The following is a 14783-nucleotide window of genomic DNA, read 5'->3' as shown; positions in this document are numbered from 1 at the left end:
GCCAGCGTGCATCCTGAGCCAGGATCGAACTCTCACGTTTAAAAGTTTGATCTGGTCAAAACTTAAGCTTGGCTTTCGTTCTGTCCGTTAATTTACTAATCTTTGTTCTGAATAATTCTCTCTGAACAATGGTCTTGCGAATTACTTCGTAATTCCCAAGCTTTTGCATTCGCAAAATGTAATCAGTCAATCATAAATCTCATTGAGCAGGCTCATTCGATTTTTGCTTTCCTGATTCCACATCGTTCATTGCTTTTTGGAATTTTTCAGGGTTGCATTACTGTTTATTTGTCAAGGTGCAGGAGCTTAGAATCCGCTCCACTGCTGCGTTTGCAATGTTTTCTGCTGCATCAGCAACGAATATAAATATATCACTGAGGTACTCATGTGTCAACAAAAATTTTCATTTTTTTTCAAAAATTTTATATTCGTATATAGAAGTTCAAAATAACAATCATTTATTTAAGAACATAACCTGAAACATTTATAGAATCCACCTCGGTTTCAGCGCTATAGTCCCCTGAAATATTAAGGTAAGTGATAATCAGCTTTCCATTGGGAGAAATATCAATTTCACCAGAAATTATCTCCCTTGATCTGTCGCTATCAAGTATTCCTTCTTTATCCAGTTCTGTAAGTTTAGAAATAATTGAACTTATATTGGCAGTCCCGACTTTATTTCCTTCCTTTGTTTCAATTACTGCTTTATCGGTCTCACTACTATCTATTTCAAAGTCAACAAAGTATATTTGTTTATATCCATCTATATTCAAAAATTCAAAATCATTACTTGCATAAATGTAAAAGCTGTCACTATAAGCCCCATCAGTGTCAGAGCCATTTTTTAAGTCTTCTATCTGTTCTTCGGAATAATTATCATGTAAATATTTATATCCTGTGTATCCTCCCTCGCGCCAAATAGTCTTATATGCTTCGTAGGCTGCTTTCTTTTTTACAGCATCTGATTTTTCTGCAGTAAAGTACTCTTCAATTTTAAACTTCTGAGACATAAGAATCACACTTCTATAATTGGTAAAAGGCATAACCAGACTAAAGAATGTCACAGCAATTATCAGAAATATCAAACTGTACGTCATCTCTTTTTTCATGAAATAGCAAAATGAATACATCACAAAATAAAGTATTTCAAAAATTATAAGAGCCAGTCCAAAAAACCTTGACTTTGTATATCCGTAATCTGCCACTCTCATATGAAGGCACATTATTTGAAGAACTATAAATGGTATAAACAGAAACGGCAGCAATTTAACCGGTGATGCAAATTTCTCATCGCAGCTTCCTGCAGCCATGGTCCAAATTACAATTCCACTGGAAAAAAGCGCTGTTAATATTGAAAACACCTGATTTTTAGGAAACTGCCAGGTAAACAAAATCTTAAATATATACAGATAGATTATTAAAAATGCAATCAATAAAATTCCCGGTAAGATATAGGAAAGAACCACCCTTGCAAACTTTGAAACAGAGTCTTCTGTTTTTGAAAAGCCCATAAGAGCACACGGATATGCTACAAATCCAATTATCAATATTTCAGCTCTTAAAATCAAAGATATCCCGGATGTATCAATAATAAGTTCGCTAAAGATCAGCAAAACTATCAGAACCCCCAGAGCAATGATCCCATATATCAAAAGAGCTTTCATAAGTCCGCAAAAAGCTTTGGCACAGTATATTTCAAATTTTTCACCGGATCTTTTGTACAAAAAATATACTGTAAAGCCTAAAGTTGCCACTATATAAAAAATCACAAAATCATAGGTTGTCCCTGTAATTACACCTGCACCTTGTACATTTTTCTCAAGTAAACTTTCAAGTATCGAATTTATTGCCGCATACCAAAAGGAAACGACTATGGAGATTACCATTACTACTGCACAGGCTATTTTCCCTTTTCTCCCAAAGCCGGCATAATTAAGCTTAATGGACTCGCACAATAAAATTCCCGAGGTTAAGCAAAATAAAAAAGTCATAAAAAACGGAAGAACTTTTCCAAATAAATAATCATCATGATAGCCATCCCCCAAAATAGCCCATATAACTGTTGCTGCAAGGAATACCAAAACAGAAATCATATGCTCCTTAATAACATCAATCAGCTTCGTTTTAACTTTTTCAACCCACAACAAATTCATAACACAATTCCTCCAGATTTATTTCCTTCTGTCTAAATTCCCAGTCTCTTTTTCCTTATCAATGGTTATTTCTATATCCATGAGATCTTTATCTATAAGGGAATATCTTTTTAAATAATCAATGATAAATGTATCTGATAACGCATAGTTATACGGAATAACAACATCAAACTTAAGCACCTTTTTAGTTCCTTCATTATGTATGATTCTGAAATCATGAAAAGATAGCTTCGGATCCAGCTGAAATAAGGCCTTACTGATCCGTTCCTTTAATTCATCCGTCTCCAGATCCCCTTCTACAACAGGATCCATATGTATTACAGCTATGCAATGGTATTTTTGGTGTAGTTCATTTTCTATTGAATCCACCAGATCATGAACGGAAATAAGATCCCTTACTGCAGGAACCTCAACATGTAAAGACATAAAAATCCTGGTTGGTCCATAATTATGGATCACAATGTCATGAACCCCGAGTACTCCTTCATATGAAGTAACAGTTGAAACTACATCCTCAATAAACTCCTTGCTTGGCGGCTCTCCCAAAAGGGGATTAATGGTATCCACAGCAGCTTCCCAACCTGATTTAATGATAAGAAGTGCCACCAAAAGACCTGCAACTCCGTCAATATTGAATTTAAAAAAATAATTGATAAGAGCTGACAAAAGAACTATTGAAGTAGTAACCACATCTGAAATACTGTCAATTGCAACAGATTTTAAAGTAGCACTTTCAATAAGCTTGGCAGCTGACATATTACTATGAAACATAATAAGTTTTATAAAAATGGAAATAATAAGAATTGCTCCAATAAAAAGATTAAACTCAACCCGGTCAGGGTTAATGACTCTTTTAACAGAAGACTGTACCAGCTCAACACCGGTAAGAATAATAAACAATGAAACTATAAGACCTGCAATATATTCAATTCTACCATGTCCAAATGGATGCTCTTCATCTGCTTCCTGACCTGAAAGTTTAAAGCCAACCAAAGTAACAACAGATGATGTAGCATCTGACAGATTATTGAATGCATCGCCCAAAATAGAAATAGATCCGCTAAAAACTCCGGCCAAAAACTTTGTAACAAAAAGAAAAATATTAAAGGCAATACCCATACCCCCACTAATGATGCCATATTGCCTTCTTACGCCCGGATTTTGTACCTGATCATAATCTTTGATCAAAAGTTTTGCCAAAAAACAAATCATATCTCATCAGAGAAATACACTGTGATAAGTAGAGTCCCCTCTTCTACAGTTATCTCTGCCTCCTCATCGATGATAAATTCATTGCTCACTCCAAGAGGGAAATCATTAGTAAGCGTTCCTCCCTCAAGATTATACATAAGTCCCTTAATAGTCACCCCTTTTGACACATCAGAAAGGGAAAAAACAGAAATATAGCCGGTATTCCCCCGATGGAATTTTATTGTCTCATTCCTTGCTACAAGAAGCATCTTGTCATGCTCCATAATATAGCCTTTAGCACCATGATTTTTAATAAAATTCAAGGTTTGAATGTTAGCAATGGTGTGATCAACTCGTTTTCCGCCAAGAGCTCCATAGAGATAAAATTTTCTATATCCCTTCTCAAGCCCGATTTTAACCGCTTTTATAGTATCGGTATCATCTTTTTTTACATTAAGTCTGACAATTCTCTGTGGGTCACTTGCTTCTATTTCCATAAGATCACGAAGAGCAATTTCACCGGCCTCTGACAAAGAATCAAAATCTCCGACTATAAGATCCGGCAGCACTCCCACGTCTCGTGCATGCAAAAATCCGGCATCACAAGCTATACAAAGATCGCCTTCTTCAACAGGTATCTCAACAGGATAAAAATCTCCTGCTGAAATAATCACACATTTTCCTTCTTTTATATTTGTATTCATGCTTTTATCCTGGATTCAATAGTATCTATGTCCATAACCCACTCATTGGCTCCGCCCCAGTCACCTACAACTGTCTCATTGGTGGATCCGTCTTCATAAGTAATAAGCGTATCTAATCGGTAATTCATTTTGGCAACTTTAGTAGAATTGCCTGATGTAATATAGCTGTAAAGATATGTTACAGAATACTGAGTATGCGGATATATGTTATTATCTATAGCCGCAGGCTCATACGATATGGAGGCTCTCTGAACTCCATCATCCTCAAAAAAATTGGCCCAAAGTGTTATAACACCTGATGTAGATGGATTTTCTTCAAAATCAAGAAATCTGTAGGTCCAGGAATCCTCATTACAGTTAAGAACGATGGCTTCTCTACTTATAGGTACATAAGTAGTGTTTTCCAAAAGAGTTTTTTCTTTATTAAGGAAAACATCTCTTAAAGAAATATAGTCATCCGATACAACAAAGCTTCTGAGTTCATCAACATTTCCCACATCAAGCTGTTCAAAAATTCCGGAAAATATTGATAGAACTTCCTGTGAATTATCTATACATGCTTTAAAGCTTTCAATTTCATCAGTTGTGCCCAGTTTATCCGATACATCCTGAATCAGTTTATTATAACTATCGACATCTTCAAGATTTAAAGTAAAAGAACTGATATTAGGTGTCACAAATGACAGTATTACACTTTTTAGAGTATCTGAAGGTACCGTCTCATATACAGACAGCATTGATCTGACCATATTATCATAATCCGGGAACTTGAAATTTTCCCCTCTAAAAAGTAAGTCGGCATTATCTCCGTAGCTATTTTCAAAGCATCTTTCAGAAGCTGCTTCCAGTAAAGATAATGCCTGTTCATTATCATTATCATCGGTTAGTACTGAAAGAATAGAATTTACAGTATTCAAATCAGCTTCTTCATCATTCATAGAGGCAACGGCTTCATTAAGAATTAGAATATGATAATTATCAAGAAGTCCTTCGTTTGCTGTGTTTTGCCATCCTGTATAAAGAGTGTTTTTGGCATTTTCCGAATCATCTATGCTAAGGTATGCTCCTGCCAGATTAGAATATGCCTTAACTGATTTCGAATCTATATCGATAGCTTTGGTGTAAGACTCAATTGCTGCGTCATAGTCAGCATTTTCCGTATACCTGTCACCTGCCGCAATAGCTTTATTAACCTTGACAAACGGCAAATGTGAATATATAGAGTACCCTGCCACAATCAAAACAGCTGTGGACGCAACTAAAATACCAATCTTTTTAATATCAAATTTTTTCTTACGTCTATGTTTTCTATATTTAGAATAATTTGCTAATGTATTTCTTTTGTAACTCAAAACAACTCCTGCTCTTTCAAATATTAAAAATCTGTAAAGTAAAAACAATTTTTAGTATAGCATGAAAAGTCCCACATCTAAAGACCACAATTATGACAAAATACTTTGACTAAAATCTTGCAAAAATAACACAAAGCTTTAAAAGGCATAGACTCATTTTTTTAATATAATTAAAATATGATTATATATGGAGGGATAAACAATGAAGATTGCACTTATTAATGAAAACAGTCAGGCTGCTAAAAATGAAATGATTTATAACTCTTTAAAGAAAGTTGCCGACAAGAAAGGCTATGAAGTATTTAACTATGGTATGTACTCAGCCGATGATGCCGCACAGCTCACATATGTTCAGAACGGAATCCTTGCTTGCGTTCTTCTTAATTCAGGCGCAGTAGATTACGTTATTACAGGATGTGGAACCGGCGAAGGCGCAATGCTTGCATGCAACAGTTTCCCGGGCGTTATCTGCGGTCATGTTACAGATCCACTTGATGCTTACACATTTGCACAGATCAACGACGGCAACGCTATTTCAATCAATTTTGCCTTGAAGTCAGGATGGGGTGCCGAACTCAATCTCGAATACATCTTTGAGAAGCTTTTCTGTGAAGAAAGCGGTCAGGGATATCCTAGAGAAAGAGCTGTTCCGGAGCAGAGAAACAAGAAGATCCTTGATGAAGTTAAGAAAGTAACTTATGTTCAGGATGTGCCTTCAATTCTTAAAAATCTTGATCAGGAACTTGTAAAGGGTGCTCTTTCAGGAGAACATTTTCTTGAGTACTTTGATGCAAATGCCAAGGATGAGAGCATCAAGGCAGCTGTTCACGAGATTCTCGGCAAATAATTAGGGAATGCTACGCAGAAGGTTTTGGGGTGAGGACGCAAATTTAAGTAAATAAAAGTCCTGATTCACTCTGTATCTTTCGCTGTGATTCGTGACGAATTAAAAAAACTGTCATAGCTTGTTTCATGCTTATTCAAAGCACAAGCTATGACAGTATTTTTTATTCTACTCATCAGCAGCTCAAGATAAATCGCTCATCAGGACTTTTATCAACTAAATTTGCTGTTCATTGCGATAACATCTTTGCTTCATAATACAATAACTGCAATAGAATTGGACACAGACTCATAAATACTGTCTATAGAAACTTTATTTGAAACCAGTGCAACTTTCTGTGGCTGCTCGATGCTGTTGCAGTTATCAGCATTGCCTTTCATGGTATATAGTTGCAATTCTGGAATTATTCCATTAACTAAAGGCTTTCCATCAACCAATATCTTTGAAAGATCAATATCAACATCTTTTGCTCCGGCGTTGATTATCTTTACATATACATGCTCATCATCTTTTGTGGCAGTCACATATACTCTGTCTTTTTCAAGGTCATCGTAGTCCACGTCTATGAGCTCAGTTCCTGTGAAATTAGAATAAATTTTTTGAACATAATAGCTTGGTGTTCCATAAGAGGATTTTCCATTAAACCAAATAAGATCAGGCTGCCACTGAGTGTAATTAAGGCGGGCAAAAAGTGGTGCATAGGAAGCCATAAGAACCACATCTGCATTTTTCTCAAGTCCTGTCATGAATGCTGCTTCAGCAAGAGCTGCGCCAAAGCTGTTTCTCTTTTCAGGAGCCCTGTCGGGATTTATGTGGCATGCATACTCGCCGGCAAACACTTTTCTGTGTCTGTCATAATAATCATACATGTGGACATTGTCATAGAGCCACTCATCAGATACGTAGTAATGCTCATCAACGGCATAACTGTAGTCAGACTTGGCCTTCATTTTTGGAGAGAAATTATCCCAAGCCTCCCTGTAATGGTCTGATGTCACGTCAGGTCCGGCACTTCCACAACACTTTATATCAGGATATTTATCATGAATAGCCTTCTCAAATACGTCATATCTGTGGAAGAAATCAATTTTCCTGGTCTCCCACTGCTCATTGCCTATTCCTATAAACTTAAGTCCAAAGCTTTCGGGATGCCCCATCTTAGCGCGAAGCGATCCCCACTTGGTAGAAGTATCGCCATTGGCAAACTCAATAAGATCAAGCGCATCCTGAACATACTCATTGAACTCAGGAGCAGAGCTGTCAATAAGCTGATCAGACTGATACTGGCATGCAAGTCCAACATTCATTACAGGAAGTGGCTCACATCCCAAGTACTCACATAAAAGAAAATACTCATAAAAACCAATTCCAAGTGTCTGGTTATAATATGGGAAGTCGCCCAGATCCTTATTATTACCCTTATTATCGTCATTACCATGAACAGCCCATCTGTTCCAATTTGCCTTACGTTCCTCAGATGGTCCGACTGTAAGCTTCCACTGATATCTGTTAGAAAGCTCATTGCCTTCCACCACGCATCCACCGGGAAATCTCATAAATCCAGGTTTAAGATCTTTTAAAAGCTCACACAGATCTTTTCTGAAAAGTCCAAGCACAGCGTCTTCAGGATACATTCTGAACTGATCAAAACAAGCTCTTCCTTTCTCCTTCATAAGAACAACAAACAAACCTCTTTCAATATCTCTTGGAGCTGATATCTTTGTTTCATATTTTTTCCAGTTATTTCCTGAAAGTAATATCTCCTCTGAATGGCAAAGCTTCTTACCTCCCTGCGAAAAGATGTTTACAGTCACTGTTTTTTCTTCTTTTACCTTCGCATAAAAACTGACATTGGCAGATTTTCCGGCAGAGAGAAATATACCATCATAAGCCTTATTTGAAAAACCGGCATTTTCCTCATTGTTATTTAATACAAGATAATGAGGATTTACATCATTAAGAGACTCATTTTCGGATACCTGTATTTCTGATTTACCTGCAAAGGGATACGCATTCCATCCATAAAGGTAAGCTCCCTTTTGATAATAATTGCATTTATAACCATGAGCCTCTAAAAACTCAAAGCTGCGATTTTCAAGCATTTCTGCATGAAGACCTCCATCAAGACCATAGTTTATGTCCTCGAAAAAAAGTCCAAACATCCCCTTGTTTATTGTTTTTCCCATAAAAATATTCCTCTCAAATAATCATGTTTATTTATTAAGAATGCATCAACCAAGCCAATTTAAATCAACTTCGTTGATGAGGCTTGGTTGACTCTTGACTCATATCCCACGAAATCCGCAGTTTATGCGGATTTCTGAAATTTAGTTCAAGAAGTCATACTTTAATACTTAAAATATTCGATAATCAATTATTTGCATTCAATATTGTTCCCATCTCATAGATAGAATCAAAAATAGCATCCGGCTTGATATCTGATTTCTCTGCATCAGATAACTTACATTCCCCTGTAAGAACCAAAATTCCCCTTGCACCATTATTAACACCGCAAGCCACATCGGTATATATTCTGTCACCGACAAATGCTATTTTCTCTCTTGAAACCTTCGTTGCATCAACTATCATATCTACGGTTTCTCTAAATGGTTTTCCGACAAATTTAGGGCTCTTACCAGTAGAAAGTTCAATAGCTTTACATATTGCTCCACAGTCAGGAATAAAACCGCCCGGCATAGGACAGTTAATATCCAGGTGCGTAGCCAGAAAAAGAGAACCTTCCCTAATATATGTACAAGCGTTTGACAGTTTTTTAAAATCAAGCTCCTTATCAAATCCGACCACTACAATATCAGGTCTTTCTCTGAGATTATCCGGAGCAAGAGCATCCTCGTTATCCCGGTTAAAAAGATTTACTCCCGCCTCAATAAAACTATCTTCCAGCGGCTTTGTTCCCAAAAGATATACGCTCTTACCTGCATAATTGCTCTTTAGAAATCTAATCATAACATCCCCCGATGTCATAATCTGATTTTTATCTATAAAGCAATTCATTCCGGCAAGTTTTTCTATATACCTGTCCGAATTTGTAGAAGAATTATTGGTGAAAAACATATATCTTTTACCGGTTCTTTTTACTGCCTCAAGAAACTCAAGGGCACCGTCCAAAATATTGTTTCCTAAATAAAACGTTCCATCCATGTCAAGGACAAACAGGTCTGTATCTCTTAAAATATCAATCTCTTTCATAGTACTCTTTCATATTTTCAATATTCAGAATTTAAGTGTATATGTGTATTTATGTATTGATTAATTACACATTCTCATTGCGAACGTGTTTTTCATACAAAAGGATCACATCCCCTGCCTTTATTACCAGGCTTCCTTTAGGAATAATTGCTTTACCCCGTCTGCGAATCATAAAAATATAGCTCTGTCTTGAAATATCTATATCTTTTATGGCTACTCCATTCCATGAGTGGCCCTCATTTATAGTTATTTCCTTAAGTTCTATAGGCTGAATGTCTTTAGTTTTCTCAGCGCACATAACTATTATATCGCCCTTATTTAATACTGTCTGACCTCTTGGTATAAGTGTTTCTTTGCCACGCTGGACGGCTACAATCATAGCATCCTTTGGAATACCTATATCAGTTATCCTCTTTCCCGACCATCTGTCATTCTCAGAAAGTCTCACTCTTATAAAATGAATGTTCTCTTCCTCTGCAAGTTCTCCTACCGTTTTAAGCCTCTGATACTGTTCTACAAAGCCGGCAGAAATAATACCTGTAGGAATAGCAACCATGCCAACACCTAAAAAACTTATTATAATTCCCAGAATTTTACCTGTAATTGTAACAGGATAAATATCGCCGTAACCAACTGTAAGAAGCGTTGATGCAGACCACCAGATACCGGAAAAAGCATTCTGAAAAACATCAGGCTGTGCTTCATGCTCAACGCTATACATACAAAGACTTGACGCCATCATGAGAATCAGAATTATAAATACAGACGCCAGAAGCTGTTGGCTCTTTGACACTATGATCTCAGTGATAACATTTAATTGATCATAATAGGAATTAATTCTGAAAAGCCTAAGTATTCGTGCAACTCTAAAGAGTCTGAATACTGTGCCTCCGGCCGGAAAGAAAACCGGGAGATAAAAAGGTAAAAAAGATAGTAAATCAACTAGCCCGGCAAAAGAAAACATGTACTTTAAAACTGACTTTGATTCAGATAACTTTGGATAAAGCTCATTTGCCGTAATCAGGCGAAGTACATAATCTACCAAAAAGAAAAATGTTGTAACTGCTTCAATAGCAAGGAGGAGCCCCTTATAGTGCTCCTCCATGTAATCAAATGTGATTGCAAAAGCTGCAAAAAGATTAAGAGCAAGTGCAAATATGCTCAAAAAATCATAGAACTTATTAATGGGTTCATCTATTACTCCAGTGCTTACCATATTAAAAATCTTTGCTCTAACACGGTTAATTCTCACCTTAGAAGTCATATTCCCCATACCCCTTTACTTCTTGCGTTTACCAAAGCTTTCCATGACAAAATCACTAACATCCTGTAAGTAGTCAATACTTCTCTTCTTATTTTCAGATTTAAAAAGCTTTCTTTCAGCTTTAGATGCATTCATGGTATTATTATCTTCCCCTACATACCATGCCTTTGTAGATTCTTCGTCCTTGATGTTAATACGCCCTACATTTTCAAAGCTTGCAGCTTTTCTTGATTCACGCTTTCTTTCAGGTCTTGAAGGACTGCTATTCAAAGAGCTTTTATCTGATGATTTTTTTCTGTCTCTCTTAATACTCTCCACAAGTGACTCATCTATAGCTGTTTTATTATTTACCTCGCTTTTTGCTTTCTTTCTTCTCTTTGGCTTTTCAAAAAGAAAGTCATCCTTTGATGAATCTCTTTTCTTGTCAAACCTTCTATCACTCTTAGAATCGGATTTTCTTCCTCTTCTATCTTCTTTGGAAGATCGTATACCGCGCCCATCACGGCCGCTTCCGATTCCACGAGTCTCCCTTTCTCCACGGCCGAATTTTCCTTTTCTTCTGTCTCTATCTCTGTCACCGTGTTTATGCCCAAAATCAAAAACAAGGTCTTCAATATCAGCTCCCATCTTGAGCTTCATAAATCCGGCTGCAAGCTGCTCAGCTGTATATTCGCCTTCCTCAACCTTCTGATTTACAAATTCAAGAGCTGATGAAATATCGCCGTTCTCGATTATATCTATTACTTCCGCAAAGACTTTCTGAGACTTGACTCTTGTAATTTCTTTTGCTGAAGGAACTTTTCTTTCTTCTATTTTGGTATGACAGACTTTCTCAATTTCCCTGAGCTTGTACATTTCTCTGCCGCCCACAAGAGTAAAGGATCTTCCACTCTTACCGGCTCTTCCAGTACGACCTATTCTGTGAACATAATACTCAATATCTTCCGGAATATCAAAGTTAAATACTGCTTCTACACCGCTTACATCGATACCTCTTGCAGCAACGTCAGTGGCAATAAGAATATTAATTCTGCCATTTCTAAAAAGATTCATAACAGTATCTCTCTGATTTTGAGAAAGATCACCGTGAAGTCCGTCTGCCTGATATCCTTTCCCCTTAAGGCTTTCTGCAAGCTGATCCACCATTCTCTTTGTATTGCAGAATATAAGTGATCTTGATGGATTGTAATAATCCATAAGTCGAACCAAAACTTCTTCTTTGGACTTCTGCGGAACTCTGTAGTAGCTCTGCTCAATAGCTGCAACTGTTATTTCCTTAGGAGTCATCTTTATATACTCAGCATCTTCTTTCTGATACTTTTTGGTAATCTGAAGTATTGCATCGGGCATAGTAGCAGAGAAAAGAGCTGTCTGCCTTTCTTCAGGCATTCCCTGAAGAATAGTCTCTATATCATCTCTGAATCCCATGTCAAGCATTTCATCTGCTTCATCAAGAACAAGGACCTTAACATCCTTCATTTTCATTGTATGTCTGCGCATGTGATCCATAACACGCCCCGGTGTTCCGACTACAATCTGAACACCAGCAGACAAAGCCCTGATCTGTCTGGATATATCCTGTCCTCCATATACAGCAAGAACCTTAACACCGAACATGTATTTAGCAAAATCTCTAATATCATCAGCTGCCTGCATAGCAAGCTCTCTTGTAGGACATAAAACTACAGCCTGTAAGTGTTTATTGTCAGGATCAACCCTGTGCAAAAGCGGAATACCAAACGCAGCAGTTTTACCCGTGCCGGTCTGCGCCTGTCCAATTATATCTTTTCCCTCAATCATTACAGGAATTGCAGCTTTCTGAATTGGAGACATATATTCAAATCCCATCTCCGATACAGCTCTCAATATCTTCTCATCAAGCCCTGATTCCTCGTATCTTACCTTTTCCTCCTCTGCGCTCTTAACATTTTTTTCTAAATCTTTACTCATAAAACTCCTATTTCTGAACATAAAAAAATAACTTAAATAAACTACATTTGAATGCATACGGATTGCTCCGCTTCGCTCCCGCAATCCTACAAAACATTCGGAATCGGCATTATCATGCTACTTCCTCATGTTTGTTCGGTCTTCAAGTTCATATGATCATTCGTGCAAGCACATGATCATATGACTTTGAATCCCTATATGCATTCACATCTCTCCGCTCATAACGTCTTTGTTTTTTACAAGATAATCAACGAGCGAAATGATCGTAAGGGCCAATGCCACCCACATAATAACTGTTGTCAAAATACTTATTACCGGATGATTAATGTTTGCTATCATAAGAATTACCATTATCATCTGGAATGTTGTCTTAAATTTGCCCCAATAGCTGGCTGCAATAACTCTTCCGTTATCTGCTGCAATAAGTCTGAAACCGCTGATAACAAATTCTCTTGCAATAATAATGATAACTATCCATGATGGAATCCGTCCCAGTTCTATAAGTCCAATCATAGCGCTGCACACAAGAAGCTTATCGGCAAGCGGATCCATAAATTTACCAAAATCTGTGATCAGATTGTATTTACGTGCAATCTTTCCATCAAGCATATCTGTAAGCGATGCGATTACAAATATTGCAAGTGCAACCCACTTAAAAACATCATTAGAAGGATCAAACAATAAAAAGAAAACAAAAAAAGGAATTAAAATAACTCTCAAAACTGTCAACTTATTCGGTAAATTCATATGCTTCCTCCCCAATCAAATCATATTCATTAGAACCTGTTATAAGAACCTTCAAAATTGCTCCGGACATAAGATCTTTTTGAACACCGGAAACAAATACGTATCCGTCAATATCCGGTGCATCCTTATATGTCCTCCCAACATATGTAAATCCATCAAGGCTGCTGGACTCTTCGTCAACAATCTTTCCTTCTATGATAACATCAACAGTCTTTCCAACCATAGAATCAGCACCTTCAAAGGCTATCTTCTGCTGAAGCTTCATAAGCTTATTTCTACGGGTTGTCTTAACTCTCTCTGATACCTGATCCGGCATAGTAGCTGCAGGTGTATCCTCTTCCTGGGAATATGTAAATACCCCAAGTCTGTCAAACCTAAGATCCTCAACAAGTTTCATAGTCTCATTGTGGTCTTTTGCAGTTTCTCCAGGGAATCCGCTGATAAGAGTTGTCCTAAGACAAATGTCAGGAATTTCATCCCTAAGATGCTTTACAAGCGCTCTTATCTCAGCATTGTTCGTCTTTCTTCCCATCCTTTTGAGAATGGAATCAGAACCTGACTGAATCGGAAGATCAAGATAATGACATATCTTGGGCTCATTTTTAATAGTCTGGATAAGTTCCTCGTTGATTTCCTCCGGATAACAGTAAAGAACTCTTATCCATTTAATACCATCTATCTCACAAAGCCTATGTAAAAGCTCCGGAAGTTTCTTTTCTCCATAAATATCGGTTCCGTAAAGTGTAGTCTCCTGCGCAACTACCAAAACCTCAGAGACGCCTGCCTCTGCCAGACTTCTGGCATCCTTAAGAATATCCTCCATTGGAATACTTCTGTAAGAGCCTCTTATGGATGGAATAATACAGTAGGTACAGTGTTTATCACACCCTTCAGCAATCTTGAGATAATTGTAAACACCTCCGGTGGTCAGCACTCTCTTATGACCGCCTCTCTGAAGCTTGTTGACATCATCAAAATAGTTCTTGTGAGAGAAAAGTTCATTTCTCTTTAGGGTTTCATCAAGAGCCTGAACAATCTTATCAATCGATGAAATACCAAGGATCTCATCTACTTCAGGAATTTCTTTCTGAATTTCCTCCCGGTACCTCTGCCCAAGGCATCCGGTAACGATCAAAGCTTTATACTTTCCGCTTTTCCTGTATTCCGCCATTTCAAGGATAGTATTGATACTTTCCTCTTTCGCATCACCAATAAAGCAGCAGGTGTTAACAACTGCTGCTTCGGCTTCATCGGTGTCATCTGTAAAATCATAACCATGACTTTCGAGCATACCAAGCATAACCTCGGTATCTACTCTGTTTTTGTCACAACCAAGTGACACAAATAATATTTTCATAATTCTTATAA

General features: G+C 37.3%; 10 protein-coding genes and 1 pseudogene. 1 reads left to right on the top strand and 10 read right to left on the bottom strand.

Annotated elements, in window-relative coordinates:
- Positions 1-458: 458 nt before the first annotated feature.
- Genes J6O61_RS01115 through J6O61_RS01100 form a run of 4 tightly spaced genes read right to left on the bottom strand, consistent with a single transcriptional unit; the run spans position 459 to position 5400 of the window.
- Complete coding sequence (locus J6O61_RS01115; protein ID WP_292208567.1) at positions 459-2153, bottom strand: DUF4153 domain-containing protein; 1695 nt, start codon at positions 2151-2153, stop codon at positions 459-461.
- A gap of 18 nt (positions 2154-2171) precedes the next feature.
- Positions 2172-3365: a cation diffusion facilitator family transporter gene (locus tag J6O61_RS01110; RefSeq protein ID WP_292208564.1), complete on the bottom strand. Its 1194-nt coding sequence runs from the start codon at positions 3363-3365 to the stop codon at positions 2172-2174.
- Entirely contained in the window at positions 3362-4048 is a 687-nt protein-coding gene (locus J6O61_RS01105; protein ID WP_292208562.1) for a thiamine diphosphokinase, read from the bottom strand. Before J6O61_RS01105 ends, J6O61_RS01110 begins: the two co-directional genes overlap by 4 nt.
- Complete coding sequence (locus J6O61_RS01100; RefSeq protein WP_292208559.1) at positions 4045-5400, bottom strand: tetratricopeptide repeat protein; 1356 nt, start codon at positions 5398-5400, stop codon at positions 4045-4047. Before J6O61_RS01100 ends, J6O61_RS01105 begins: the two co-directional genes overlap by 4 nt.
- 202 nt (positions 5401-5602) lie before the next feature.
- Between J6O61_RS01100 and J6O61_RS01095 the strand changes: the two genes are divergently transcribed.
- Entirely contained in the window at positions 5603-6247 is a 645-nt protein-coding gene (locus J6O61_RS01095; RefSeq protein ID WP_292208556.1) for an RpiB/LacA/LacB family sugar-phosphate isomerase, read from the top strand.
- Positions 6248-6495: 248 nt separating this feature from the next.
- On the opposite strand, the gene J6O61_RS01090 is transcribed toward J6O61_RS01095, so the two are convergent.
- From J6O61_RS01090 to rimO, 6 genes and pseudogenes are all read right to left on the bottom strand, one after another.
- Positions 6496-8430: an alpha-L-arabinofuranosidase C-terminal domain-containing protein gene (locus J6O61_RS01090; RefSeq protein WP_292208554.1), complete on the bottom strand. Its 1935-nt coding sequence runs from the start codon at positions 8428-8430 to the stop codon at positions 6496-6498.
- Between the two features lie 184 nt (positions 8431-8614).
- Positions 8615-9454 (bottom strand): HAD-IIA family hydrolase, encoded by an 840-nt coding sequence (locus tag J6O61_RS01085; RefSeq protein WP_292208552.1) that lies wholly within the window; start codon positions 9452-9454, stop codon positions 8615-8617.
- Between the two features lie 64 nt (positions 9455-9518).
- Positions 9519-10670, bottom strand: coding sequence for an ion transporter (locus J6O61_RS19535; protein ID WP_292208550.1), 1152 nt, complete (start codon positions 10668-10670; stop codon positions 9519-9521).
- Between the two features lie 669 nt (positions 10671-11339).
- Positions 11340-12668, bottom strand: a pseudogene (locus tag J6O61_RS01075) (DEAD/DEAH box helicase); the annotation flags it as partial.
- 204 nt (positions 12669-12872) lie between these two features.
- On the bottom strand, positions 12873-13415 hold the full coding sequence (gene pgsA, locus J6O61_RS01070) for a CDP-diacylglycerol--glycerol-3-phosphate 3-phosphatidyltransferase (RefSeq protein ID WP_292208546.1): 543 nt from the start codon (positions 13413-13415) through the stop codon (positions 12873-12875).
- Positions 13399-14772 carry a 30S ribosomal protein S12 methylthiotransferase RimO gene (rimO, locus tag J6O61_RS01065; RefSeq protein WP_292208544.1) on the bottom strand — a complete coding sequence of 458 codons (1374 nt, stop codon included), beginning with the start codon at positions 14770-14772 and terminating at the stop codon, positions 13399-13401. The genes pgsA and rimO overlap by 17 nt, the downstream gene beginning before the upstream one ends.
- Positions 14773-14783 lie beyond the last annotated feature (11 nt).

Origin of the sequence: Butyrivibrio sp. (assembly GCF_017635265.1) — a bacterium.
GTDB lineage: Bacteria > Bacillota > Clostridia > Lachnospirales > Lachnospiraceae > Butyrivibrio.
This window is presented reverse-complemented; position numbering and strand designations above follow the sequence as displayed.

Coding starts and splice junctions, on each gene's coding strand:
- pgsA (WP_292208546.1), bottom strand. CDS start 13,415: ATGAATTTACCGAATAAGTTGACAGTTTTGAGAGTTATTTTAATTCCT.
- J6O61_RS19535 (WP_292208550.1), bottom strand. CDS start 10,670: ATGGTAAGCACTGGAGTAATAGATGAACCCATTAATAAGTTCTATGAT.
- J6O61_RS01115 (WP_292208567.1), bottom strand. CDS start 2,153: ATGAATTTGTTGTGGGTTGAAAAAGTTAAAACGAAGCTGATTGATGTT.
- J6O61_RS01095 (WP_292208556.1), top strand. CDS start 5,603: ATGAAGATTGCACTTATTAATGAAAACAGTCAGGCTGCTAAAAATGAA.
- J6O61_RS01110 (WP_292208564.1), bottom strand. CDS start 3,365: ATGATTTGTTTTTTGGCAAAACTTTTGATCAAAGATTATGATCAGGTA.
- J6O61_RS01105 (WP_292208562.1), bottom strand. CDS start 4,048: ATGAATACAAATATAAAAGAAGGAAAATGTGTGATTATTTCAGCAGGA.
- J6O61_RS01085 (WP_292208552.1), bottom strand. CDS start 9,454: ATGAAAGAGATTGATATTTTAAGAGATACAGACCTGTTTGTCCTTGAC.
- J6O61_RS01090 (WP_292208554.1), bottom strand. CDS start 8,430: ATGGGAAAAACAATAAACAAGGGGATGTTTGGACTTTTTTTCGAGGAC.
- rimO (WP_292208544.1), bottom strand. CDS start 14,772: ATGAAAATATTATTTGTGTCACTTGGTTGTGACAAAAACAGAGTAGAT.